Raw genomic sequence first — 23,925 nt, forward strand, 5'->3', positions numbered from 1 at the left:
ATTCCTTTGGCACATAATACAACAACGAACAATGGGGCCCAAAAATGGGTCAAGAAATGGGAGTGCCTGATGTATGATTTTGCCGTAGCCTGGGACTGGCTGGGCTTCGCAGCGCGGTGGCTGCATGTGATTACCGCGATTGCGTGGATCGGCTCGTCCTTTTACTTCATTGCGCTCGATCTGGGCTTGCGCCAGCGTCCCGGCTTGCCGGTAGGCGCGCATGGCGAGGAATGGCAGGTCCATGGCGGTGGCTTCTATCACATCCAGAAATATCTGGTTGCACCCGCCGAAATGCCTGAGCACCTGACCTGGTTCAAATGGGAATCCTATGCCACCTGGCTGTCTGGTTTCACGCTGCTCTGCATCGTCTACTACGCCGGAGCTGATCTCTACCTGATCGATCCGAATGTTCTCGATGTCTCGCGTCCCGTCGCCATCGGCATCTCGATTGCCTCGCTGGCTTTTGGCTGGATTGCCTACAACACGATCTGCAAGCTGATGCTCGGCAAGAGCGATACGCTGCTGATGGTCATTCTCTACTGTATTCTGGTCGTGGTGGCCTGGGGCTATACGCACCTGTTCACAGGCCGCGCCGCCTTCCTGCATCTCGGCGCCTTTACCGCGACGATCATGTCCGCCAACGTGTTCATGATTATCATTCCGAACCAGAAAATCGTGGTGGCGGATCTGATCGCAGGCCGCAAGCCGGACCCGAAATACGGCAAGATCGCCAAACAGCGTTCGACGCATAACAACTATCTGACGCTGCCCGTTCTGTTCCTGATGCTGTCGAACCACTATCCGCTGGCTTTCGGGACGCAGTTCAACTGGGTTATCGCCTCGCTGGTGTTCCTGATGGGCGTCACGATCCGCCACTGGTTCAACACGCAGCATGCCCGCAAGGGCAGCCCGACCTGGACCTGGCTGGTAACGGTGATCCTGTTCATCATCATCATCTGGCTCTCTACGGTGCCGAAGGTTCTGACCGGTGAGCCGGAGGAACAGAAAGTCTCGGCATTGCAGCAATCTTTTATCTCGGACCCGCACTTTGAAAAAGTGCGGGATACCGTTCTTGGGCGTTGCGCCATGTGCCACGCCAAGGAGCCGGGCTGGGAAGGCATCATTGCGCCGCCAAAGGGCGTCGTGCTGGATACCGACCGGGATATTGCCGCGCATGCGCGTGAAATCTATTTGCAGGCCGGTCGCTCGCATGCCATGCCGCCCGCCAATGTCACCGGCGTGAGCGAGGAAGAGCGCCAGCTTCTTGCTTCCTGGTACCAGTCTGCCACGCAAGGCCCGAAATAAGGACCATGACGAAAATGACCAAGCTTCTGATCCGCGGCCGCGTGCTGACCTTTCGTGACGAACCGCAAAGCCTCGATGACAATGCCGCTTATCGCTACATTGAAGACGGTGCCGTGCTGGTCGAAGATGGCCGTATCCTGCGCCTCGGCGATTATACCGAAGTCCGTGCTGAGGCGGGCAGCGACGTCAACGTCGCCGATCATCGCCCGCATCTGATCCTGCCCGGTTTCATCGATACGCATATCCATTATCCGCAGACGCAGGTGGTTGCTTCCTATGCCGCCAATCTGCTGGAGTGGCTCAACACCTATACGTTCGTCGCCGAGCAGAAATTTGCCGACGAGCAGCATGCCGAATTCATCGCGGAACGCTTTCTTGACGAGCTGATCCGCCACGGCACCACCACGGCGGTCGCTTATTGTTCTGTCCATCCGCAGAGCGTCGATGCCTATTTCCGCGCTTCGCAGCATCGCAACATGCGTATGCTGGGTGGCAAGGTGATGATGGATCGCAATGCGCCGCCTGCACTTTGCGACACGGCACAGTCCGGTTATGACGATTCGAAGGCGCTGATTGCGCGCTGGCAGGGCAAGGGTCGCCTCGATTATGTAATCACCCCGCGCTTTGCCATTACGTCGACGCCGGAGCAGCTCGAAGCAAGCCAGGCGCTTGTTCGTGAGCACCCCGGCAGCTACATCCAGACGCATCTTTCGGAAAATCACGACGAAATCTCTTTCACCAAGTCGCTCTATCCTCAAGCGCCAGACTATCTTGGCATTTACGAACATTACGGCCTGTTGGGCGACAAGACCCTGCTCGGCCACTCGATCCATCTGGAACCGCGCGAAGTGCGCGTTATGGCGGAAACCGGTTCTATTGCCGTCTTCTGCCCGACCTCCAACCTGTTTCTCGGTTCAGGCCTCTTCGACCGGGACCGGTTGAAAGCATCGGGCGTGCGCATGGCGGTGGCGACCGATGTCGGCGGCGGCACGAGTTTCTCCATGCTGCGCACCATGGATGAGGGCTACAAGGTTCTCCAGCTCCGTGAACAGCGTCTGAACCCGTTCCAGTCTTTCTATATGATGACGCTGGGTAATGCCCGCGCGCTCTCCATGGAAGACAAGATCGGTACGCTCGACGAGGGCACGGAAGCCGACATCGTGGTGCTGGATTCGTCGGCCACATCGCCAATGCGACTTCGCATGGCGGTTGGCGCGACGCTGGAGCAGGAACTGTTCCTGTTGCAGACGCTGGGCGATGACCGCGCCATTGTCGAAACCTATGTGGCTGGCAAGCCGCTCAAGGCCGAACTGGCCTGATACCCCAATCCTTGGAGGAGGATGACCCGTGGCGGAGCGATCCGCTGCGGGTCTTTTTGTTAAAACTCTTCCGGGCGTTTGCCACCCATGGCGCGGGTCAGCTCGTCGGCGGTGGAGCGGATCAGCGGTCCGAATTCGTCGAGCCGCTTTTTCGGCAGGCGCACCGCAGGGCCGGAAACGGAAATGCCGGCAATCGCCTCACCATATTCATTGAAGATTGGGGCGGCGATGCAGCACATGCCAAGCGTGTGTTCCTCGTCGTCGACAGACCAGCCGCGAGTACGGGTTGCCTGAATATCTTTCAGTAGCGCAGCTAGGTTGTCGAGTGTGCGTTGCGTGAAATGTTCAAGCGTGCGCCCTGACAGGGCGTGCGCGATTTCCTTGTCCGACCAGGTGGACAATATGGCCTTGCCTATACCGGATGCATGGATGGGGCCGCGCCTTCCGGGCCGGAAAAAGGCGCGCATCGGCGCATGGCTTTCGATCTGCGAGATGAACACGACATCGCCGCCGTCCTCGACGCCGATATTGGCGGTCTCGCCGCTCGTTTCCATCAATGTCTTGAGATAGGGCCGTGCCTGAATGCCGAGCTTGCGGAACCGGCGAAAGGCATTGCCGATTTCGAATGCCTTGACGCCGATGGTCCAGTCTCCGCTTTCCAGATCGTGGGAAACCATACCATGATTGGCCAGTGACGACAGAAGGCGGTGCACGGTGGAGGGCGCCATACCGCTCTCATCGGCAAGGTCGGTCAATGTCGAGCCATCATTCTCGGCGATCAATGCCAGCAGCTTCAGGCTCCGGTCCAGAACCTGCACAGACGAGGGCGCTGCGTTTTCCGCCGCCTTGCGGCCCCGCTTTACCTTTGCCTGTTCCATTACCGTCTCCGAATCCCGCCTAAACTCAGGAATTATCACTATCGCATCCATTGCTACTCGGAAAGGGAGCGGCGGATTATCTCCATTCCGTTGAAAATCTTTATTTCCATATAATGGTATGAATTTCCATTTTTTGATAATAGCATTCGTAAATGGAGAGTAATTCCATAGGAGGAATGGCCATGGCCAGAATGCGTGCAGTCGATGCAGCCGTGCTTGTGCTGGAAAGAGAAGGGATCAATTGTGCTTTCGGTGTGCCGGGCGCAGCGATCAATCCATTTTATTCGGCGATGAAAGCGCGCGGTTCGATCCGCCACATCTTGGCGCGTCATGTCGAAGGTGCTTCGCATATGGCCGAGGGTTATACCCGCGCAAGGCATGGCAATATCGGCCTGTGCATTGGCACCTCCGGCCCTGCCGGAACGGATATGATTACGGGTCTCTATTCGGCTTCCGCCGACTCGATCCCGATCCTCTGCATCACGGGCCAGGCGCCACGTGCGCGTCTGGACAAGGAAGACTTTCAGGCGGTCGATATCGCCAAGATCGCGGCGCCCGTCACCAAGTGGGCGGTCACGGTCATGGAGCCGGCATTGGTGCCTTTTGTTTTCCAGAAGGCGTTTCACATCATGAAGTCGGGTCGTCCCGGTCCGGTTCTGATCGACCTGCCGATTGATGTCCAGCTTGCCGAAATCGAATTCGACATCGACACTTACCAGCCGATGGAAGCCTACAAGCCTGCTGCCACGCGGGTGCAGGCCGAAAAGGCGCTCGCCATGCTGAACGAGGCGGAACGTCCGCTGATCGTCGCGGGCGGCGGCATCATCAACGCCGATGCATCGGATATTCTGGTCGAGTTCGCTGAAATCACCGGCATTCCGGTCATCCCGACCCTGATGGGCTGGGGCGTCATTCCCGACGACCATCGCCTGATGGCGGGCATGTGCGGACTGCAGACCTCGCACCGCTATGGCAATGCCAATCTGCTGGCCTCCGATGTGGTCATCGGCATCGGCAATCGCTGGGCAAACCGTCATACGGGCAATGTCGATACCTACAGGAAGGACCGCAAGTTCATCCATATCGATATTGAGCCGACGCAGATCGGTCGCGTCTTTGCGCCGGACTTCGGTATCGTTTCGGATGCAGGCAAGGCGCTGAAGCTGCTGCTGGACGTTGCGACCGAATGGAAGTCTGCCGGTAAGTTGCGCGACTGGTCGGACTGGGCCAAGGAGTGCGGCGAGCGCAAGCGCACCATGCTGCGCAAGACGCATTTCGACCAGACACCGCTCAAGCCGCAGCGTGTTTATGAGGAGATGAACAAGGCGTTCGGTCGCGATACCTGCTATGTCACGACCATCGGCCTCAGCCAGATCGCGGGCGCGCAGTTCCTGCATGTCTATCGTCCGCGCAACTGGATCAATTGCGGTCAGGCCGGTCCGCTCGGCTGGACGTTGCCAGCAGCGCTCGGTGTCCGTGCTGCCGATCCCGATCGTCCGATTGTGGCACTTTCAGGTGACTATGATTTCCAGTTCATGATCGAGGAACTGGCGGTCGGCGCACAGCACAAGCTGCCCTACATTCATGTGGTCGTGAACAATTCCTATCTCGGCCTCATCCGACAGGCGCAGCGCGGCTTCAACATGGATTTCGAAGTGAGCCTCGCCTTCGATAACATCAATGCCGATGGCGACGCGGAAAAGGGTTACGGCGTCGATCATGTGGCCGTTGCCGAAGGTCTTGGCTGCAAGGCGATCCGGGTTCGCAGCCCCAACCAGTTTGCCGAAAGTTTTGAACAGGCAAAAGCGCTTATGGCGGAGCATCAGGTACCGGTGGTTCTGGAATTCATCCTGGAACGCGTTACCAATATCTCCATGGGTGTCGATATCGATCAGGTTGTCGAATTCGAGGAACTGGCCGAACGTGGCGAAGATGCGCCTACCGCTATCGCAGCTTTGTTAGATTAAGTGCGATTCCAGGAAAATTGCGAAACGGCTTTTTCCAGAATTGCGCAAGTAGAGAATTATAAGGAGGCGAAAATGCCGAGATTTGCAGCCAATCTCACAATGCTTTTCAATGAAGTGCCTTTCATGGACCGCTTTGCGCTGGCCGCAAAGGCCGGGTTCACCGGGGTGGAGTATCTCTTCCCCTATGAGTTCAACCGGCATGAGCTGAAGGCAGCGCTGACCAAACATAATCTGGCACAAGTCCTGCACAATCTGCCTGCGGGCAACTGGGCAGGCGGCGAGCGCGGCATTGCGGTTCTGCCGGATCGCGTCGACGACTTCCGGCGCGGTGTGGCTGATGCCATCGACTATGCCACGACGCTCAACTGTTCGCAGGTGAATTGCCTTTCCGGCATTGCCCCGCAGGGTGTCGATCCGGACGTCTTGCGCGCCACTTTCGTCAGCAATCTGCGTCTGGCCGCAAAGGAACTGGGCAAGCACGGCATTCGCCTGCTGATCGAGCCGATCAACCACTACGACATTCCGGGCTTCTACCTCAACACGGTAGAGCAGGCGGTTTCGATCATCGATGAAGTGGGCAGCAACAACCTGTTCATCCAGTATGACCTCTACCATCAGCAGCGGACACGCGGCGAACTGGTTGCGACTTATGAACGTTACAAGCCGCTGATTGCCCATGTTCAGCTCGCCGACAATCCGGGCCGTAATGAGCCGGGCACTGGTGAGATCAATTATCCGAACGTGTTCGAAGCACTGAAAAACGCCGGATACAAGGGCTGGATCGGCTGCGAGTACAAGCCGAAGACCACCACTGAAGAAGGCCTTGGTTGGTTCAAAGCATTTCCAGCAAAAGTGCGAAGCGGTTTTGCGTTGGATAATGCGTGAGGAAAAACTTTCATACGAAGCCGAACGGCTGACCGCATAAATTTGATTAGGGAGTAAGCGACATGGCCAAGATAGGCTTCATCGGACTGGGGATCATGGGTACGCCGATGGCGCGCCATTTGCAGGATGCGGGCCACGAGCTTTTCACGTCGAAGCATATTGTGCCACCGCACCAGGATCTGCTCGATCATGGCATGCAGATTCTTGATACACCGAGGGACGTGGCGGCTCATTGCGACACCACTATCCTGATGCTTCCGGATACGCCGCAGGTGGCAGAAGTCATCTTCGGTGAAGGTGGCGCGATCGGTGGTCTGGGCAAAGGCAAGCTGCTCATCGACATGAGCTCGATTTCCCCCATCGAGACGAAAGAGTTCGCAAAGAAGGTCCGCGCAACGGGTGGTGAATATGTCGATGCGCCGGTCTCCGGCGGTGAGGTCGGCGCGAAAAATGCCAGCCTCTCCATCATGGCTGGCGGTTCGCAGGAATCGTTCGACCGCGCTCTGCCGCTCCTGAAGCTCATGGGCAAGAACATCACGCTCGTCGGTGATTGCGGTGATGGCCAGACCACCAAGGTTGCAAACCAGATCATCGTCGCGCTCAACATCGAGGCCGTTGCCGAAGCACTGGTTTTCGCTTCCAAGGCAGGCGCGGACCCGGCAAAGGTGCGCGAAGCCCTGATGGGCGGCTTTGCATCGTCCCGCATTCTCGAAGTGCATGGCGAACGCATGATCAAGCGGACCTTCGATCCGGGCTTCCGCATTTCGCTGCACCAGAAGGATTTGAACCTTGCACTGCAAGGCGCAAAGGCGCTCGGTGTTTCGCTGCCGAACACGGCCATGGCACAGGAACTGTTCAACTCCTGCGCGGCGCATGGCGATGATGGTCTCGACCATTCCGGTCTCGTGCGTGCGCTTGAACGCATGGCAAACCACGAGGTAGCCTAACTCAGGGATTTGATTTCTCTGGAGGGAGAGGGTGGAGCTGGCTGCCTGGAGGAGGTGGCCGGCTCCATTGATTTTATATGCGTGGCACGAAATAGTGCCGTCAAACGATAATCAAGGCCGGGAATCTCATGACAGCCATCGCCGATCCGAAGAAATTTCTGACCAACCTTTTTGATGCCGCTGTCGCGGCTGCCGATCCTGAACTGGTGATCCGCGCCAATCTTCCGGCCAAGCCGAAGGGACGAACGATTGTCATCGGTGCGGGTAAGGGATCGGCGCAGATGGCGGCGGCTTTCGAGCGTGCCTGGGCCGAAAAAAACGATGCTCCGCTGGAGGGTGTGGTGGTCACACGTTACGGTTATGGCGCGCCTTGCGAGCGTATCGAGATCATAGAGGCCGCGCATCCGGTTCCTGATGAAGCAGGGCTTCAAGCCTCGAAGCGGCTGTTCGATGCAGTGTCGAACCTGACGGAAGATGACCTCGTGGTAGCGCTTGTTTCCGGTGGCGGGTCTGCCTTGCTGCCGTCGCCGCCGGAAGGATTGACGCTTGAGGACGAAATCGCCGTCAACAAGGTACTGCTCGCATCCGGTGCGCCGATTTCGGCCATGAATGCGGTTCGCAAGCATCTGTCGACGATCAAGGGCGGCAGGCTGGCCGCAGCCGCGCATCCGGCAAAGGTCTTTTCGCTCGTTGTCTCGGATATTCCGGGTGACAATCCTGCCTTCGTGGCTTCAGGCCCGACTGTGCCGGACGAGACAAACCGCGATGAAGCTTTGAAGATCATCGAACGCTATCGGCTCGATTTGCCAGAAGCGGTGCTTGCGCACATCAAGAGTGAATCCGCCCATGCGCCAAAGCCGGACGACAAGGTTTTTGCGGGCAATGAAGTGCGCGTCATTGCGTCCGCTGCCGTTTCGCTGGAAGCGGCGGTAAAGGAAGCCGCGCGCCATGGCGTCGAAGCAGTGATCCTCTCCGATGCGATGGAAGGCGAGGCGCGGGAAGTGGCGCATGTTCATGCAGCGATTGCCCGCGAAGTGGCTGACCGTGACCGTCCGTTCAAAAAGCCGGTGGTCATTCTGTCAGGCGGTGAAACGACCGTCACCATTCGCGGCAAGGGCGGCAAGGGCGGACGCAACAGCGAGTTTCTGCTGTCTTTTGCCCTCGATATTGATGGTTATGACAATATCCATGCGCTGGCCGCTGACACGGATGGCATCGACGGTTCGGAGAACAATGCCGGTGCTTTCGCCGATGGTTCCACTGTTTCGCGTCTGCAAAAAGCGGGCGAGGATGGCGCGGCGCGGCTCAATGCCAATGATGCCTGGACGGCGTTCGACGCCATCAACGATCTGTTCGTACCGGGGCCTACAGGCACGAATGTCAATGATCTACGCGCGATTTTGATAACGGGCTAGTTTCGTCATCAAGGAGAATGCGGTTTGCCGCTCCGTCCAGATCGTCATACTGGCCGTTTTTCAACGACCAGAGAAAGGCGACAAGGCCAAGCAGGCCCAGAAACAGCGCGATGGGAATGAGAAAGAGAAGTCCGCTCATTTGTGCGCTTCCTTGATGATAGCAACAGGCGCGATAGTCTTCTGCGTCTGTTGCTTTTGTTTTCCGGCCCGCAACCGCAATGCGTTGCTGACGACCACGATGGATGACAGCGACATCGAAAGTGCTGCCACCAACGGGGTGACATAACCGAAAATCGCAATCGGCACGGCTATGATATTATAGCCGATGGAAAGCGCAAAATTCTGGCTTATCAAGCGCCCCGCTTCCTTCGAGACTGCAAAGGCAAGCGGTACGGCAGACAGGCTTTCACGCAGGAAGACGAAATCTGCAGCATTGCGGCCAATGTCGGCTGCGGTTGCAGGGGCCATGGAAACATGGGCGGCGACAAGGGCCGGAGCATCGTTCAATCCGTCGCCAACCATCAAAACCTTGCGGCCTTCGCTCGACAGCTTCTGCACCAGCTCCGACTTGTCGGCGGGCAGCACTTCGGCTTTAAAGTTATCGACGCCGAGATAACCGGCAAGCTTTTGCACGGCGGGCAGCCTGTCGCCCGAAATGATGCCAAGCTTCAGGCCTTTACGCTTCAGTGTGGCGATGGCTCCCGCAGCGTCTTCGCGCGGTTGGTCTTCAAAGCGGAAGGTTTCAACCAGCTTGCCATCAATGGAAAGGCAGGTTTCTGGGCCCTCAGCATGAGGCATGGCGGCGGTGTCATCCGCCCAGTCACGCTTGCCAAGCCGATAGATGGAGCCGTTCAGTTCGGCTTCGATACCTGCGCCCGGAACTTCCGCGATACGGGTAAAGGCGGTCATCGGCTTTGCGCCCGAGAGCAGCGCAAGCGCCCGTGATAGCGGATGACGTGAATAAAGCGACAGCTCGGCAGCGATCTCCAGATTGTGGGGATTAATCGCATCGGCATTGATCAGCCTCGGCTGACCGAGCGTCAATGTGCCGGTCTTGTCGAAAATGGCAGTGTCGATCTCGGCCATCCGCTCCATGGCGGAGCCATCCTTGATCATGATGCCATTTTCAAACAGGCGTCTGGCCGCAACCACCTGCACAATCGGCACCGCAAGGGCAAGCGCGCAAGGGCAGGTGATGATGAGGGTGCAGATCGCGATATAGATCGAGCGATACCAGTCGCCGCCCGTGTAGATCATCCAACCGACAAAGGCCGCAAAGGCAATCGTATGGACCATCGGCACGTAGAGTTCGGAAGCACGGTCGGCAAGACGACGGTAATAGGCACGCCCGCCTTCTGCGACATCCATCAGCCGCACCATTTCGGCGAGGAAGGAATCCTTGGCTTCCGCGGTCGCGCGGATGATAAGAGGCGTGGAAAGATTAAGTGTGCCTGCGCGGATATCCGAGCCGGGGCCGACGGGAACCGCATCGCTTTCACCCGATGCAATGGCACAATCGAGTTCCGAACGGCCTTCTTCCACTTTGGCATCGACAGGTACGCGCTCACCAGCGGCAAGAATGATGCGCATTCCGGGGCGGATTTCGTTGACCGGCAGATAATTGCGTTCGTCATTCTCGCCAATCACCACCGCGCCGCGGCTGCCAAGTTGTGCCAGTCCGCGCACGGCAGAACGGGCACGGGCGCGCATCATGTAGTCGAGCGTGCGGCCGATCAGCAGGAAGAACAGCAAGGTCACCGACGCATCGAAATAGGCGTGCTGGCCATGATGCAAGGTTTCATAAACACTCATGCCGAAGGCAAGCGTGATTGCGAGTGCAATCGGCACATCCATATTCACGCGCCGTGCGCGCAGCGCATTCCAGGCGGAAACATAGAAAATGCGGCCTGAATAGATCAGCGTCGGTAGGGCGATGAGGCCGGAAATCCAGTGGAACATGTCGCGTGTGGCCGCATCCGCTCCGGACCAGACCGCGACAGACAGAAGCATCACATTGCTGGAAGCAAAGGCCGCGACGCCAAGCGCGATCAGAAGCCGCGTGAAGGTCGGGTCCTTGTCCTGTGCCATGTCGAAGATATGCGCTTCGTAACCGAGCCTGCGAAGTGGATCGACCACATCTGGCGGCGTATCGCCATCTTTCCAGCGCACGGTGACGCGGCGCGCTGTCAAGTTGACGCGGACATAGGCAACACCTGTGATCTTGCCGAGCGTCTCTTCGATATTCTTGATGCACAGGCCACAATGAACGCCGGGAACCGACAGGTCGAGCTGGCGAAAGCCGTCTCCGAGCGCACGGCTTGCGACCTGCATTTCATCAGCCGAAACGGCCTGAACGACGGTCGCTATCTGTGCATTCTCGACGCAGCAGCTCATAATATCCTCCCGTCCTTCACCAGAACGCGGATGATATGGCGGTATGGGTCTTCAAGACCGGCATCGGCATTCACTTCCATGATCCATGCACCCTCGCCAAGTTCCAGCGGAGCGGTCAGTATGCCGGGTTCGCGAACCGACAGCGTGACCTTGGTGTCGTTCACGTCGCCGACCGGGCGCTTGAATTCAACCGTACCTCCGGTCATGGCGACGGCCTTGCCGTCACGGTCTGCCAGCTGCCAGGTGAAGATGCCTTTTTCAAAGATTGGCTTCGACTGCCATTGCAGGGCGGCCTGCTCCTTGCCGGTCTGTGCCTTGTCGTTGAACTCCTGGCTGGCGACATAGGTGTTCTGCACAACCAGCCCGCTCCAGCTATGGATGGCATTGTAAGCCATGGTCAGATTGACGGCGATAATGACACCGAAGAAAGCGACCATGATGCCCAGCATATGCCAGCCGGTAAACGTGCCTGAGGTTTTCGACTTGATCGACATTATCTGCCCTCCGGTGCCATGAACGTTGCCTTGTAGCGTGCGTGTTCCGCGCCGTTTGCGTCGCGCACTTCGATTTCATAGTCCTTGCGATGATCGGTTATCGCATCATGCGGCATGGTGACGAAGACGCGCAACGTCTTCAGACGGTCCGGCTCCACCGGCACGTCGTAATTGCCGTCTGTATCCGCTGTTTCATCCTGAACGGTCAGTGTTGCGCCCGGCAGGCCCTCGATGGAAAGACGGAAGGTGCGCGGCGTCGGGATCATGTTGAGCAGCTTGACCGTATAGCCATTGCGGATCGAGCCATCAGACAGAAGCACATATTGCGGATTGCGGTCATGGAGCACGTTGATGCCGATGCGCTGGCGTGTCGACAGCGAGATGATGAGCGTCAGGCCGATCAGCGCCCATATGGCGAAGTAGAACATGCTGCGCGGACGCAACACCTTCTTCCACGACAGGTTCTGCACCTTGTCCGAGAAAGTGTTCGGCGCCTTGTAAATGCGTGCCGGATCGATGGGCACCGCGCCATTACTGGTCGCGAGCGCCATGTTGGAGTTGTAGTCGGCCAGTGTCGCATAGGAGATGAGACCGCGCGGCTTGTCGATCTTGTCCATCACCGAATTGCAGGCATCGATGCACAGCGCACAGGTGATGCATTCGAGCTGCTGGCCGTCGCGAATGTCGATGCCCATCGGACAGGCGGCGACACAGGCATTGCAATCCACGCAATCGCCCACGGTTTCCCCTGCGGCAATCGCCTTCTTGGAATGACGTGAACGCGGCTCGCCGCGCCAGTCATTATAGGTGACGGTGAGCGAATTTTCGTCCAGCATCGCGGCCTGAATACGCGGCCACGGGCACATATAGGTGCAGACCTGCTCGCGCATCAGTCCGCCGAAAATATAGGTGGTGGCGGTAAGGATGGCGACGGTGAAATAGGCAACGGGTGCGGCCTGACCGGTCACGAAATCCATGAGCAGCTTCGGCGCGTCGGCGAAATAGAAAATCCATGCGCCACCGGTCAGAACACCGATGACGATCCAGACTGAGTGCTTGGCAACCCGCTTCCAGATCTTGTCGAAAGTCCAAGATGCCTTGTCGAGTTTCATGCGCGCATTGCGATCGCCTTCAATGGCGCGCTCGACGACAAGATAGAGATCAACCCAGACGGTCTGTGGGCATGTGTAGCCGCACCAGGCGCGGCCCGCGACAGAGGTGACGAGAAACAGGCCGAGACCCGCCATGATGAGCAGGCCCGCGACGTAGTAGAATTCCTGCGGCCAGATTTCGACGAAGAAGAAATAGAAGCGGCGGTTGGCAAGATCGATCAGTACCGCCTGATCGGGGGCATAGGGGCCGCGATCCCAGCGCAGCCAGGGCGTCAGATAGTAGATGCCCAGCGTGATGAGCATGACAATCCATTTGAAGCGCCGGAACTCGCCCTGCACGCGCTTCGGAAAAATCTTCACCCGCGCCGCATAGAGGGATTGGCGGGTCTTGGGGGAATTGACTGCCTGAACGTCAATGCGTTCGACATCGTCTGACATTTTTTTGCTCCTTGGGGAGAGGAGGGCAATAGGGCAGTAAGGCAATAGGGCAGTATGTGATGGCCGCGATCAACACTCTACCTAGTTCCTCATTTCCCTACTGCCTTACTGCCCTATTGCCTTACTGCCCTGTAGCTGGGGCTTGTGCCCCAGCTATTCGCCGCCACCCAACGAATGGACGAAGATGGCAAGTTGCTTGACGGTTGCATCGCCGAGGCGTGTTTCCCATGCAGGCATGACGCCATGCTTGGGATGCGAGACCTGGCGCACGATGGCGTCTTCGCCGGAACCGTAGAACCAGATGGCGTCCGTCAGGTTCGGGGCACCGAACTCACGCAGGCCCTTGGCATCCGCGCCATGGCAGACAGCACAGTTTTCGGCGAACACCTTCTTGCCTTCCGGCACCATTTCCGGATTGTGCGGCGTGCCGGAGAGGCTCACCACATAGGCTGCGACATCGCGGATCTGCTGCGGTTCCAGCACGTCGACAAAAGCCGGCATTTCGGAAACGCGGGTGTCGGCATCGTCCTTCGAGCGCACACCATGACGAATGGTCGTCAGAACGTCGTCGATGGAACCGCCCCACAGCCAGTCGTCATCGTTGAGGTTCGGATAGCCGGGTGCGCCCTGTGCGCCAGAACCGTGGCACTGCACGCAGTTGACGCGGAAGGCAGCAGCGCCACCGGCAATCGCATATTGGCGCAGGTTTTCATCAGCCAGAATCTCGTGCACGTCCTTGGCCTTGATCTGGTCGATAATGCGCTGGCGCTCGCTGTCGATCTTGGCGGTTTCTTCCCAGAAGGCGCCACGGCTCGACCAGCCGAGCACGCCGCCGGTGGAACTGGAAATCAGCGGCCAGGCGGGATAGGCGATGACATAGGCGATCGCCCAGAAAATGGTGGCGTAGAATGTCCACAGCCACCAGCGGGGCATTGGATTGTCGAGTTCCTTGATGCCGTCCCATTCGTGGCCGGTCGTCGCTACGCCGGTGACATCGTCAATTTGCTTGTCAGTCATTTGCGTCATCCTTGAAAGGAATGTCCTTCGCGTGGTCGGCTATCTGCTTGCTGCCTGGCCGGAAGGCGTAGAAGACGACGAAGAGGAAAAAGAGCGCCATGCCGAGCAAACCCCAGCTATCGGCGAACGTGCGCATGGTATTGTAATCCATCGCTAAATCTCCGCTTTATCTCGCTTTGGGGGACTGGTCGTAGGTCGAGAAATCGACCAGCGTGCCGAGCATCTGGAGATAGGCGATGAGTGCGTCCATCTCCGAGATCATCTGCGGATTGCCGTCGAAATCACCGAGCTTGGCCTTGGGATAGCGGGCCTCGACACCGGATGTATCGGCATCGGGCGTAGCCTGTGCCTTGAGATCGTCCAGCGCGCTGTCGATCATTTCCTGGCTGTAGGGTACACCGACCGCCACATTGGCCTTCAGATTGCCAGCAATCTTGGAGGCGTCCAGCGGACGGTTCTTCAGGAAGGCGTAGCTTGGCATGACCGATTCCGGCACCACGTCACGCGGACGGACAAGGTGCTGCACGTGCCATTCGTTCGAATAGCGGCCACCGACGCGCGCAAGGTCAGGCCCCGTGCGCTTGGAACCCCACTGGAACGAATGATCGTACATGGATTCCGCAGCAAGGCTGTAATGACCGTAGCGTTCCACCTCGTCGCGGAACGGGCGGATCATCTGGCTGTGGCAAAGGTAGCAGCCTTCACGCACATAGATGTCGCGGCCCGCAAGCTCCAGCGGCGAGTAGGGACGCATGCCCTCCACCTTCTCGATGGTGTTCTCGAGATAGAAGAGCGGTGCGATTTCAACGATGCCACCGACCGTCACCACGGCGAGCGATGCGATCAGCAGCAGCGTTGCATTTTTCTCCAGCTTGGAGTGGTTCTTTAGTATCGACATAAATCACACGTTCCTTATTCGGCAGGCTGCATGGTGGCGCCAGTTGCAGGCTGCGCACCGCCCATCGGGGCTTCGTTGCGCAGATTGCCGCGAATGGTCTGATAGACGTTCCAGGCCATCACGAAGCCACCGGCGAGATAGAGCACGCCGCCAAGCGTACGGATGACGTAGTATGGGAACATGGCGAGCACGGTTTCCGCGAAGGAATAGACGAGGAAGCCCTGATCGTCATATTCGCGCCACATCAGGCCCTGCTGGATACCGGCAACCCACATGGCAGCCGCATAGAGAACGATGCCGAGCGTTGCCAGCCAGAAGTGCCAGTTGACCATGCGGATCGAATAGAGCCGCTGACGGTTCCACAGCTTCGGTGCGAGATAATAGACGGCGGCAAACGAGATCATGCCGTTCCAGCCGAGCGCACCCGCATGAACGTGACCGATGGTCCAGTCCGTATAGTGCGACAGCGAATTGACGGCCTTGATCGAAAGCATCGGGCCTTCAAAGGTTGCCATGCCGTAGAAGGCGATAGCTGCAACCATCAGGCGGATGATCGGATCGGTGCGGACCTTGTCCCATGCACCCGAGAGCGTCATCAGACCGTTGATCATGCCACCCCAGGACGGCATCCACAGCATGATGGAGAACACCATGCCCAGCGTCTGCGCCCAATCGGGAACGGCGGTGTAATGCAAATGGTGCGGACCGGCCCAGATATAGAGAAAGATGATCGACCAGAAGTGCACGATCGACAGGCGGTAGGAATAGATCGGACGCTCTGCCTGCTTCGGTACGAAATAGTACATCATGGCCAGGAACGGCACGGTCAGGAAGAAGGCAACGGCGTTATGGCCATACCACCACTGCGTCACCGCATCCTGAACGCCGGAGAAAGCCGAATAGCTCTTCACGCCGAGGAAAGAGACCGGGATCGCCAGATTGTTGATGATGTGCAACATGGCGATGGTGATGATGAAGGACAGGTAGAACCAGTTCGCCACATAGATATGCGGCTCCTTGCGCTTCAGGATAGTGCCGAGGAACACGACCAGATAGGCGACCCAGACGATGGTGAGCCAGATGTCGACATACCATTCCGGTTCGGCATATTCACGGCTCTGCGTGATGCCGAGCAGATAGCCGGTCGCGGCCATCACGATGAAGAGCTGATAACCCCAGAACACGAACCATGCGAGATCGCCGCCGATGAGGCGGGCGCGGCAGGTGCGCTGCACGACATAGAAGGACGATGCGATGAGCGCATTGCCGCCGAATGCGAAGATCACAGCAGAGGTGTGCAGCGGACGCAGGCGGCCGAAATTCAGATAGGGTTCCAGATTGAGATCGGGAAAGGCGAGCTGCGCGGCGATAACCACACCGACCAGAAAACCGGTCACTCCCCAGAAAACCGTTGCGATGACACCGTAGCGGATCGGGCCGTCCATATAGGTGGACTGGTCGACTTTTTTCGGCGTCAGGCCGTAATCGGCATTTCGCATCAGAAGAATGGTGAAGATGGCCAGTGTAGCGAACAGAATCCACATATGGGTTCTGAACAGCTCATCATGGGAAAATCCGGCCAGAAGCACAGCAAAAAGTGCTCCCAGACCGGAAAGGACTGTTCCAGCGGCGTAGTTCATGAAATCCCCTCGCAGCGCATGACAAGAGCCATCTCGGATGAGACAGCAATAGCGATAGGTTTCCTATCAGCGCTTAGGGAGCAGCTGTCATTGATCTAAATCAAAGACAGCTGCCAAAAGGCCCGAAAAATAGGGAATAGAGCCTCGCTCAGGATTCATCGATGTCCGGCTCCAGCTGGATCATGATGCGTGATGCGGAATTATGTCATCCGATAATCGTGCCCGGCACGATGATCGATGCGCTTAGTCCGCCTTGCGGGCGATTACGTAGCTGCAATTCGCCGCTCATTCGCTCTGTCGCCATTTTCACGATTGCAAGGCCAAGGCCACTGCCGGTTTCGTTGCGATGCGCGCCACGGAAGAAGCGCTCGGTCACATGCGGCATTTCATTTTCGGGAATGCCGGGGCCATCATCCTCGACGATGAGCCTGACTTTGCTGGCTTCGGCCTCAATCCGGCAGCGCACGGTGCCATCCCTGGGCGAATGATTGACCGCATTTTCGATCAGGTTGCGGGCCGCGAGCGTGAAGAGATGCGGGGAGGGCAATTGCACCAGAGGCATGGCTTCCGGCAGTTCGATGGAAATGCCGCGCTGGGCTGCAAGCATCCGCATGTCGGTGGAGACTGCAACCAGAAGCTGGCAAGCCGGTTCATATGCCGGTGTTTCCATTTCGTCGCTGGTTTCGAGCGCCGCGAGATCGAGAAGCTGGTTGGTGAGACGGCTGGTGCGGTCAACGCCTGCCGCAATCTGGCGCACCGCATTGGCGCGCATTTTCTCATCCTTTGCACCTTCGGCAATCTGCGCCTGTGTCTTCAGTCCGGCGAGCGGGGTCTTCAGTTCATGCGCGGCGAAGATCGCAAAGTTGCGTTCACGCTCACGCGCCTCCTCGACACGATGGAAAAGCCCGTTCAGTGCTGTGACGGCGGGCGCAATCTCCTTGGGCAGGTTCTGTTCGGGTAGCGGTCGCAAGTCCTGCGCCTGTCGCTTGGAAAGCACAGACGCAAGACGGCTCAGCGGATCGAGGCCGCGCCGCACGCACAGCCAGATCATGAGCGCCAAAACAGGCAGCATCAGCAGGGCTGGCAGCACAAGACCGGTTACGACGTTTTGCACCAGCCTTTCACGAACGCTCAGGCTGTCGCCGACCATGACACGCAGTCCGAGCTGGGTATTTTCGACCGCGAACACGCGCCAGCGGTCGCCCGCGACTTCCGTATCGGAAAAGCCGTTCGCGACATTGGTGAGCCGCACACCCGGCGCGCTTTCGGAACGACCCAAGAGCTTGCCGTCAAGCGCCCATATCTGGCAGAACAACTGCCGGTCATAGAGCGGAAAATCCGGCATCGGCTTCAGCGACAATTGCCCGCCGTCGCCGTCCGGGCCAACTTCCACGCGATGCTCGGTGAGCAGAGAATTGACCATGCGCGCAGCCTCCATCAGGCGCGCATCGAGCACTTTTTCAAGCTGTGACTGGGTGCTGATGTGGATCCACACCACCGCGAAAAGCCAGACAAGACAGGTGACGCCGATCAGTATGCCGGTCAGGCGGCTGCGAATGGAATTCATGTGTTTGCCCCCGCGAGACGGTAACCGACACCGCGCACCGTTTCGATATAATCGGAGCCGAGTTTCGAGCGCAGGTGGTGGATATGCACTTCCACCGCGTTGCTCTCCACTTCCTCCTGCCAGCCATAAAGCGCTTCTTCCAGCGAGGATTTGGAGAAGGTGGCGGTCGGCCGTTCCATCAAAGCGCGCAGGATCGAGAATTCGCGCCGGGTTAGCCTGACGGGTTCACCATGGCGAAGCACCGACATCTCAGCCGGGTCGAGTTCCACGCCGCGCCATTCAAGCAGGGCATTGGCGCGTCCGGCACCGCGTCGGGCAACAGCACGCACGCGGGCTGCAAGCTCATGCAGATCGAAGGGCTTGCCGACATAATCGTCGGCACCTGCATCAAGGCCGGCAATACGCTCGGGCACCTGATCGCGGGCGGTCAGCAGCAGCACCGGCGTCTCGTCACGGCCGCGTCGCATCGTCTTGAGAATATCGAGACCAGAACCGTCGGGCAGCATCAGGTCGAGTACCACGGCGTTATAATTCTGGGCAGCGAGGGCTGCTTCCGCATCGCCGCAATTGGAAACGGCATCCACGGTGAAACCGGCAAGCCCCAACCCTACGGTCAGGCCGTCGAGAAGGATCGCGTCGTCTTCCACCACGAGTATGCGCATGAGTTCCTGTTTTCCGCCTTTATTGACAACTAGAAGCACACGGGCTTTTCCCTGCGCCACCTTAAGGCTGCCTTAAGGTGGCGGGAGCATTCGCCTTTTGCAACATGATCAATTTGACCGAATCGAATTTATGCGGAAAATCATAATGCGTTTCTTTGCGAGCCTCGCTGGCTTATTCATCAGTTTGTTTCTCGCGCTCGGCCCGGCATTGGCAGTGAACCCGCTGCCGGTCGATCAGGCTTTCCGCCTGAGCGTGCTGAAGGATACGGATGGCCGTCTGGTGTTCACCTGGCGGATCGCGGACGGTTATTATCTTTATCGTGATCACATAGAAGCGAAGGACGGGCAGGGAAAAGCGCTTGCCGTCGATACGCAACCCGGCCAGCCCAAGGACGACCCGAATTTCGGTCGGCTTGAAGTCTATTACACCCATGCCACAGCAAGCGTAAAAGCAAATGCGCAGCCGCTGGCGCTGACCTATCAGGGCTGTCAGGAAGACGGCATCTGCTACCGTCCGGAAACGAGAACCGTCGATCCGGTCACGCTCGCCATATCCAGCGAAATGGGGCAAAAGGCCAAGGCGCTGACGCAGGCATCGGTATTTGCACCAGCCGCATCGCAGTCCGCACCGCAGAATACAGCGTTTGCCCTTGCGCCTGAAAAGGGCATGGTCGAAGGGCTGCTCGATCAGGGCGGCACCGGGCTGGTGATCGCAGCATTTCTGGCCTTCGGTGTTCTGCTTGCTTTCACGCCGTGCGTTTTCCCCATCTATCCCATTCTGGCCGGAACGCTGGCGCGCGAGGGTGAAACACTGACGGCAAAGCGCGGCTTCACTCTTTCAGCAATTTATGTCGTCAGCCTGGCATTGGGTTTTGCCTTGGTGGGTGCAATTGCTGGTTGGTCAGGGCAGAACCTGCAAATGGTGCTGCAATCGAAATGGACCGCGCTTGCGCTGGCCGGGCTATTCACGCTTCTGGCGCTCTCCATGTTCGGCCTGTTCCAGATCCAGCTTCCAAATTCCTGGGTCAGCGCGATTTCTTCGCATACTGGCCAACGGACGGGTTCCAAGCGGTCGGCTGCCATTCTCGGTTTCTCGTCGGTACTGATTGTCGGCCCTTGCGTGACGGCACCGCTTGCTGGCGCGCTGCTCTACATCGCGCAGACAGCCAATGTGGCCCTGGGCGCTAGCGCGCTCTTTGCGCTTGGCATCGGCAAGGGATTGCCGCTCATTGCTTTCGCCACGCTCGGCGCTGGCACACTTCCGCGCGCAGGCGCATGGATGGAAACGGTGAAGCAGATTTTCGGCTTCGGCTTTCTGGCGACTGCAATCTTCATGGCCGCTCCGCTTCTGCCGCCCGGCGTGGACATGGTGTTGTGGGCGCTCCTGCTTTTCGGAACTGCAAGTTTCGCATTTCTTAAAGTTCCGGGGCGCAGCGTTGTGGCGCGCACAATCGGCACGGCAGCTTTCGTCTACGGTGTCATTTTGATGCTCGGCGTGGCTTCAGGCGGAAAAGACCCGTTGCAACCGCTGGCCGCATTCGGTAACCGTGGCGGCAACCAGAGTCTGGCCGTGCTGCAATTTGCGCCGGTCGAGACTGTTTCTTCCCTTCAGGAGAAACTTGTTGAAGCGCGCGGCGACAAGCCGACGCTTGTCTATTTCACGGCGGACTGGTGCGTAAGCTGCTCCACCGTGGAGCGCCGGGTTTTGCCCGACGCGAGCGTGAAGAAGGCGCTGGGCGGTTATCAGCTCATCAAGGCGGATATTTCGCAGCTCACCGGCGGCAATGCCGATCTTATGGCAAAGCTTGGTGTCGCCGGTCCGCCGACGATGATCTTCTTCGATCGCATCAGCAAGGAACCGGAGGGAACCAGATTGGTGGGCGATGTCACGACCGCCTCTATCGAACGTTCGGTCGGCCTCGTGAGCGCTGACTAGAGCATTTCCAGCAAAAGTGCGAAGCGGTTTTGCGTCGGATAATGCGAAAAACAAAGAATTAAAGGATGCAAGGATTTCAAGATGACTTGGGGGCTGGGGTTTTGACCGTAGTGAATGAAAAGCGAAATGCACGAAAAGCGCTGTTGCGGGTGGCCGTGGTTGCCTGTCTGCCTTTTGCTGCCGCAGCATGTACGACCGCATCCGCAGATCGGCCGATTGCCGTCACCATGCCGCAGACTGTTGCCTTCACGCCAGAGCCTGTTGCCGTTGAAACTGCCAAAGAACAGGTTAGCGAACCGGCGCCGGAAATGCAGACGGCGAAGAGTGAATATGAGACCATGTATGGCGCGGTGAACGACCGCGGCAATCTCATTCCCGCACTTGATGTCAGCAAGATCGCGGATCGCAATCTGCGCCGCGAAGTTGACTATGTCACGTCGGAGCCTGTTGGCACGATCGTGGTTGATCCTTATGCGCGCTATCTCTATCTCGTGCAGCCCGGCGGCAAGGCGATCCGCTATTCGGTGGGGGTCGGTCGCGCTGGTCTGACTTTCTCAGGGGATGCCAAGGTTGCCTACAAGTCGCAGTGGCCGCGCTGGACGCCGACAGCCAACATGATCAAGCGCAATCCAGAGCATTACGCAAAATACGCCAATGGTCTGGAAGGCGGCATCCGCAACCCGCTCGGTGCCCGCGCGCTCTATCTTTATCGCGATGGCAAGGACACGCTTTACCGTATTCACGGCACCAACGAGCCCTGGTCGGTCGGCAAGGCAGCATCGTCCGGCTGCATCCGTCTCTACAATCAGGACATCCTCGATCTCTACAAGCGCGCCACAGCCGGTGCGCGTGTCGTCGTGTTGGATAAATCCCAATCGGGCAAAGGAGCAAGCTCATGATGAACCGTCGTCAGATACTGGCCGCAACGGCAGCCGGTGCCGCAACGATTGCGATTTCAGGCGGCGAGAGCCTTGCGCAGCGCGTGCCGACGGTTGCGGAAGTGCTTTACGACAAGGAAATTCCTGTTCTGGGCAACCCGAACGGCAATGTGACCATCGTGGAATATTTCGACTACCAATGCCCCTATTGCAAGAAGGGGCACGGCGAGCTGATGCGCGTGGTCAAGAATGACGGCAATGTTCGTCTCGTGATGAAGGATTGGATCATCTTCGGCGACACGTCGGCTTATGCCGCACGTCTCGTTCTGGCCGCAGAAAAGTCCGGCAATTATGTGAAGGCCATGGAAGCGTTGATGGCAACGCCCGGTCGTCTCACGCCGGAACAGGTGGATGCGGCACTGAAGAAGGGCGGGCTCGACCCGGCAAAGCTCAATGCAGCCTATAAGGCCGATTCAAAGCGCATCAATGCCATTCTTGAACGCAATATGGATCAGGGTGAAGCTTTCAATTTCGGCGGCACACCCTCCTTCGTCATCGGCACCAAGCTTTATGGCGGTGTCATGAAGGAGCCGGAATTGATCGAAGCGATCAAGGACGCGCGAAAGTCTTGAGCTGATACGATTAACAAAGGGCGGAGCTAAATTGGCTCCGCCCTTTCTGATTCAAAACGGATAATGCTGCGGACCTTCGATGGTAATCCAGCGCAGATCGGTAAATTCATTGATGACGGCCTTTCCGCCGAAACGGCCATAACCGGAAGACTTCACACCGCCGAAAGGCATTTGCGCTTCGTCGGCAACCGTCGGGCCGTTGATGTGACAAATGCCGGTTTCAAGCTTTTTCGAAAGTGCCAGCGCCCGTTTCACATCCTGACTGAAGATCGCCGATGAGAGGCCATATTCGGTGTCGTTGGCCACGCGGATTGCCTCTTCGGCATCCTTGACGCGGATGATGGGTTTTACCGGTCCGAAGGATTCCTGCGCATAGATATTCATATCCGGCGTCACATGATCGATGATCGTCGCCTCGACGATCGAACCTTCGCGCTTGCCGCCTGTCAGAACCTTGCCACCTTTCGCCACCGCATCCTTAATGAGCGCATCCATGCGTTCGGCCGATTTGAGGTCGACCAGCGAACCCAACACGACATTTCCGCGCGGATCACCGGCAGGCAGGGATTTTGCCTTGGCGGCAAGCTTTTCGGCGAAGGCATCAGCTACCTTTTCATGCACGATGAAGCGTTCCGTGGACATGCAGATCTGGCCCTGATTCATGAAAGCGCCAAAAGCTGCGGCATCGACTGCCTGGTCGAGATCGGCATCTTCCAGCACGATGAAGGGCGCCTTGCCGCCCAATTCCAGCAGCACCGGCTTCAGATGTTCTGCGGCCTGTTTGGCGATGATCTTGCCGACATGGGTAGAGCCGGTGAAATTGATGCGGCGGATGGAAGGATGGGCGACAAGGGCCGCGACGATTTCCGGTGCGTCCTCAGGTGCGTTGGAAATGACATTGACCACACCGGCAGGGAAGCCAGCATCGTTGAGTGTCTTGACGATCAGGTGATGAACGCCGGGGCAGGATTCGGACGAACGCAGGATAACCGTGTTACCGCAGGTAAGTGCCGCCGCTATGGCGCGCACGCCGAGAATGATCGGCGCATTCCACGGCGCCATGCCAAGCACCACACCAACCGGCTGGCGCACGGCCATGGAAACGATGCCGGGTTTGTCCGAAGGGATGATCTCGCCGGTAATCTGTGTGGTGAGTGCTGCGGCTTCGCGCAGCACACCGGCGCCGAGATGGACGTTGAAGCCCGACCATGGAGCCGTTGCACCGGTTTCTTCGAGCATGAGACGGGTGAATTCATCGGCCCGGCTTTCCATCAGGTCCGCTGCCTTGTTCAGCAGCGTGCGACGCTCGTTCGGGCCGGTTTCAGACCACTTTTCAAAGGCTTTCGCGGCAGATTTCGCAACCGCATCGACATCGGCGAGGGTGGCCGCGGGCGCGGTAGTGGCGACTTTTCCGGTGACCGGGTCCTTGCGGTCGAAGGTCTTGCCCGATGCGGATGCCGTTTCCTTGCCGTCGATGATGAAGCCGATTGTCGTCATGGTCTTCTCCCTGTTTACCTTTCATATCATGGTATAAAAGCAGG

At 58.2% G+C, this 23,925-nt stretch carries 21 protein-coding genes; 9 read left to right on the forward strand and 12 right to left on the reverse strand.

Annotation, left to right across the window (positions count from 1 at the left end):
- Window positions 1-69: 69 nt before the first annotated feature.
- Window positions 70-1,305 carry a urate hydroxylase PuuD gene (locus tag F9K94_RS13450; RefSeq protein ID WP_061345043.1) on the forward strand — a complete coding sequence of 412 codons (1,236 nt, stop codon included), beginning with the start codon at window positions 70-72 and terminating at the stop codon, window positions 1,303-1,305.
- 14 nt (window positions 1,306-1,319) lie between these two features.
- Window positions 1,320-2,624: a guanine deaminase gene (gene guaD / locus F9K94_RS13455; protein ID WP_151646193.1), complete on the forward strand. Its 1,305-nt coding sequence runs from the start codon at window positions 1,320-1,322 to the stop codon at window positions 2,622-2,624.
- A gap of 59 nt (window positions 2,625-2,683) precedes the next feature.
- Here the strand turns inward: guaD and F9K94_RS13460 are convergent, their stop codons facing one another.
- Entirely contained in the window at window positions 2,684-3,502 is an 819-nt protein-coding gene (locus F9K94_RS13460) for an IclR family transcriptional regulator (RefSeq protein WP_151646195.1), read from the reverse strand.
- A 182-nt stretch (window positions 3,503-3,684) separates the two neighbouring features.
- Between F9K94_RS13460 and gcl the strand changes: the two genes are divergently transcribed.
- The 4 genes from gcl to F9K94_RS13480 all read left to right on the forward strand — a co-directional run bounded on the left by gcl (window position 3,685) and on the right by F9K94_RS13480 (window position 8,716).
- Window positions 3,685-5,469, forward strand: a complete 1,785-nt coding sequence (gcl, locus tag F9K94_RS13465; protein ID WP_151646197.1) for a glyoxylate carboligase — start codon at window positions 3,685-3,687, stop codon at window positions 5,467-5,469.
- A 72-nt stretch (window positions 5,470-5,541) separates the two neighbouring features.
- Complete coding sequence (gene hyi / locus F9K94_RS13470) at window positions 5,542-6,354, forward strand: hydroxypyruvate isomerase (RefSeq protein WP_061345046.1); 813 nt, start codon at window positions 5,542-5,544, stop codon at window positions 6,352-6,354.
- A gap of 62 nt (window positions 6,355-6,416) precedes the next feature.
- Window positions 6,417-7,301 (forward strand): 2-hydroxy-3-oxopropionate reductase, encoded by an 885-nt coding sequence (locus tag F9K94_RS13475; protein ID WP_151646199.1) that lies wholly within the window; start codon window positions 6,417-6,419, stop codon window positions 7,299-7,301.
- A gap of 128 nt (window positions 7,302-7,429) precedes the next feature.
- The gene (locus tag F9K94_RS13480) at window positions 7,430-8,716 is read left to right on the forward strand and encodes a glycerate kinase type-2 family protein (RefSeq protein ID WP_151646201.1); all 1,287 of its coding nucleotides are present in this window, start codon (window positions 7,430-7,432) and stop codon (window positions 8,714-8,716) included.
- Here the strand turns inward: F9K94_RS13480 and ccoS are convergent.
- From ccoS to F9K94_RS13530, 10 genes are all read right to left on the reverse strand, one after another.
- Window positions 8,682-8,855 carry a cbb3-type cytochrome oxidase assembly protein CcoS gene (gene ccoS, locus F9K94_RS13485; protein WP_061345049.1) on the reverse strand — a complete coding sequence of 58 codons (174 nt, stop codon included), beginning with the start codon at window positions 8,853-8,855 and terminating at the stop codon, window positions 8,682-8,684. The two genes, F9K94_RS13480 and ccoS, sit on opposite strands and share 35 nt — an antisense overlap.
- Window positions 8,852-11,110: a cation-translocating P-type ATPase gene (locus F9K94_RS13490; RefSeq protein WP_151646203.1), complete on the reverse strand. Its 2,259-nt coding sequence runs from the start codon at window positions 11,108-11,110 to the stop codon at window positions 8,852-8,854. The genes ccoS and F9K94_RS13490 overlap by 4 nt, the downstream gene beginning before the upstream one ends.
- A complete protein-coding gene (locus tag F9K94_RS13495) occupies window positions 11,107-11,604 on the reverse strand; it encodes a FixH family protein (RefSeq protein ID WP_151646205.1) in 498 nt (165 codons plus the stop codon). Before F9K94_RS13495 ends, F9K94_RS13490 begins: the two co-directional genes overlap by 4 nt.
- Window positions 11,604-13,154, reverse strand: a complete 1,551-nt coding sequence (gene ccoG / locus F9K94_RS13500; RefSeq protein ID WP_151646207.1) for a cytochrome c oxidase accessory protein CcoG — start codon at window positions 13,152-13,154, stop codon at window positions 11,604-11,606. Before ccoG ends, F9K94_RS13495 begins: the two co-directional genes overlap by 1 nt.
- Before the next feature lie 153 nt (window positions 13,155-13,307).
- Entirely contained in the window at window positions 13,308-14,171 is an 864-nt protein-coding gene (gene ccoP, locus F9K94_RS13505) for a cytochrome-c oxidase, cbb3-type subunit III (RefSeq protein ID WP_151646209.1), read from the reverse strand.
- Entirely contained in the window at window positions 14,164-14,322 is a 159-nt protein-coding gene (locus F9K94_RS13510; protein WP_010658290.1) for a CcoQ/FixQ family Cbb3-type cytochrome c oxidase assembly chaperone, read from the reverse strand. Before F9K94_RS13510 ends, ccoP begins: the two co-directional genes overlap by 8 nt.
- 15 nt (window positions 14,323-14,337) lie before the next feature.
- Window positions 14,338-15,069 carry a cytochrome-c oxidase, cbb3-type subunit II gene (gene ccoO / locus F9K94_RS13515; protein WP_151646211.1) on the reverse strand — a complete coding sequence of 244 codons (732 nt, stop codon included), beginning with the start codon at window positions 15,067-15,069 and terminating at the stop codon, window positions 14,338-14,340.
- Between the two features lie 14 nt (window positions 15,070-15,083).
- Window positions 15,084-16,709, reverse strand: coding sequence for a cytochrome-c oxidase, cbb3-type subunit I (ccoN, locus tag F9K94_RS13520; RefSeq protein WP_061345055.1), 1,626 nt, complete (start codon window positions 16,707-16,709; stop codon window positions 15,084-15,086).
- A gap of 205 nt (window positions 16,710-16,914) precedes the next feature.
- On the reverse strand, window positions 16,915-18,276 hold the full coding sequence (locus F9K94_RS13525) for an ATP-binding protein (protein ID WP_151646213.1): 1,362 nt from the start codon (window positions 18,274-18,276) through the stop codon (window positions 16,915-16,917).
- Complete coding sequence (locus F9K94_RS13530) at window positions 18,273-18,938, reverse strand: response regulator (protein WP_151646215.1); 666 nt, start codon at window positions 18,936-18,938, stop codon at window positions 18,273-18,275. The genes F9K94_RS13525 and F9K94_RS13530 overlap by 4 nt, the downstream gene beginning before the upstream one ends.
- 145 nt (window positions 18,939-19,083) lie before the next feature.
- Here F9K94_RS13530 and dsbD point away from each other — a divergent pair, with 145 nt between their 5' ends.
- From dsbD to F9K94_RS13545, 3 genes are all read left to right on the forward strand, one after another.
- Window positions 19,084-20,874 carry a protein-disulfide reductase DsbD gene (dsbD, locus tag F9K94_RS13535; RefSeq protein ID WP_151646217.1) on the forward strand — a complete coding sequence of 597 codons (1,791 nt, stop codon included), beginning with the start codon at window positions 19,084-19,086 and terminating at the stop codon, window positions 20,872-20,874.
- A 149-nt stretch (window positions 20,875-21,023) separates the two neighbouring features.
- On the forward strand, window positions 21,024-21,773 hold the full coding sequence (locus F9K94_RS13540) for a L,D-transpeptidase (RefSeq protein WP_151646430.1): 750 nt from the start codon (window positions 21,024-21,026) through the stop codon (window positions 21,771-21,773).
- Window positions 21,770-22,384 carry a DsbA family protein gene (locus F9K94_RS13545; RefSeq protein ID WP_061345058.1) on the forward strand — a complete coding sequence of 205 codons (615 nt, stop codon included), beginning with the start codon at window positions 21,770-21,772 and terminating at the stop codon, window positions 22,382-22,384. Before F9K94_RS13540 ends, F9K94_RS13545 begins: the two co-directional genes overlap by 4 nt.
- A 51-nt stretch (window positions 22,385-22,435) precedes the next feature.
- Here F9K94_RS13545 and F9K94_RS13550 read toward each other — a convergent pair whose 3' ends face one another.
- Entirely contained in the window at window positions 22,436-23,881 is a 1,446-nt protein-coding gene (locus F9K94_RS13550; protein ID WP_151646219.1) for an aldehyde dehydrogenase, read from the reverse strand.
- Between the last annotated feature and the right edge of the window lie 44 nt (window positions 23,882-23,925).

Origin of the sequence: Brucella tritici, from assembly GCF_008932285.1 — a bacterium.
Taxonomy (GTDB): domain Bacteria; phylum Pseudomonadota; class Alphaproteobacteria; order Rhizobiales; family Rhizobiaceae; genus Brucella; species Brucella tritici.

What these genes read in the sequence shown, in the direction of transcription:
- F9K94_RS13450 (WP_061345043.1), top strand. Translation starts at nt 70, where the DNA reads ATGTATGATTTTGCCGTAGCCTGGGACTGGCTGGGCTTCGCAGCGCGG.
- guaD (WP_151646193.1), top strand. Translation starts at nt 1,320, where the DNA reads ATGACCAAGCTTCTGATCCGCGGCCGCGTGCTGACCTTTCGTGACGAA.
- F9K94_RS13460 (WP_151646195.1), bottom strand. Translation starts at nt 3,502, where the DNA reads ATGGAACAGGCAAAGGTAAAGCGGGGCCGCAAGGCGGCGGAAAACGCA.
- gcl (WP_151646197.1), top strand. Translation starts at nt 3,685, where the DNA reads ATGGCCAGAATGCGTGCAGTCGATGCAGCCGTGCTTGTGCTGGAAAGA.
- hyi (WP_061345046.1), top strand. Translation starts at nt 5,542, where the DNA reads ATGCCGAGATTTGCAGCCAATCTCACAATGCTTTTCAATGAAGTGCCT.
- F9K94_RS13475 (WP_151646199.1), top strand. Translation starts at nt 6,417, where the DNA reads ATGGCCAAGATAGGCTTCATCGGACTGGGGATCATGGGTACGCCGATG.
- F9K94_RS13480 (WP_151646201.1), top strand. Translation starts at nt 7,430, where the DNA reads ATGACAGCCATCGCCGATCCGAAGAAATTTCTGACCAACCTTTTTGAT.
- ccoS (WP_061345049.1), bottom strand. Translation starts at nt 8,855, where the DNA reads ATGAGCGGACTTCTCTTTCTCATTCCCATCGCGCTGTTTCTGGGCCTG.
- F9K94_RS13490 (WP_151646203.1), bottom strand. Translation starts at nt 11,110, where the DNA reads ATGAGCTGCTGCGTCGAGAATGCACAGATAGCGACCGTCGTTCAGGCC.
- F9K94_RS13495 (WP_151646205.1), bottom strand. Translation starts at nt 11,604, where the DNA reads ATGTCGATCAAGTCGAAAACCTCAGGCACGTTTACCGGCTGGCATATG.
- ccoG (WP_151646207.1), bottom strand. Translation starts at nt 13,154, where the DNA reads ATGTCAGACGATGTCGAACGCATTGACGTTCAGGCAGTCAATTCCCCC.
- ccoP (WP_151646209.1), bottom strand. Translation starts at nt 14,171, where the DNA reads ATGACTGACAAGCAAATTGACGATGTCACCGGCGTAGCGACGACCGGC.
- F9K94_RS13510 (WP_010658290.1), bottom strand. Translation starts at nt 14,322, where the DNA reads ATGGATTACAATACCATGCGCACGTTCGCCGATAGCTGGGGTTTGCTC.
- ccoO (WP_151646211.1), bottom strand. Translation starts at nt 15,069, where the DNA reads ATGTCGATACTAAAGAACCACTCCAAGCTGGAGAAAAATGCAACGCTG.
- ccoN (WP_061345055.1), bottom strand. Translation starts at nt 16,709, where the DNA reads ATGAACTACGCCGCTGGAACAGTCCTTTCCGGTCTGGGAGCACTTTTT.
- F9K94_RS13525 (WP_151646213.1), bottom strand. Translation starts at nt 18,276, where the DNA reads ATGAATTCCATTCGCAGCCGCCTGACCGGCATACTGATCGGCGTCACC.
- F9K94_RS13530 (WP_151646215.1), bottom strand. Translation starts at nt 18,938, where the DNA reads ATGCGCATACTCGTGGTGGAAGACGACGCGATCCTTCTCGACGGCCTG.
- dsbD (WP_151646217.1), top strand. Translation starts at nt 19,084, where the DNA reads ATGCGTTTCTTTGCGAGCCTCGCTGGCTTATTCATCAGTTTGTTTCTC.
- F9K94_RS13545 (WP_061345058.1), top strand. Translation starts at nt 21,770, where the DNA reads ATGATGAACCGTCGTCAGATACTGGCCGCAACGGCAGCCGGTGCCGCA.
- F9K94_RS13550 (WP_151646219.1), bottom strand. Translation starts at nt 23,881, where the DNA reads ATGACGACAATCGGCTTCATCATCGACGGCAAGGAAACGGCATCCGCA.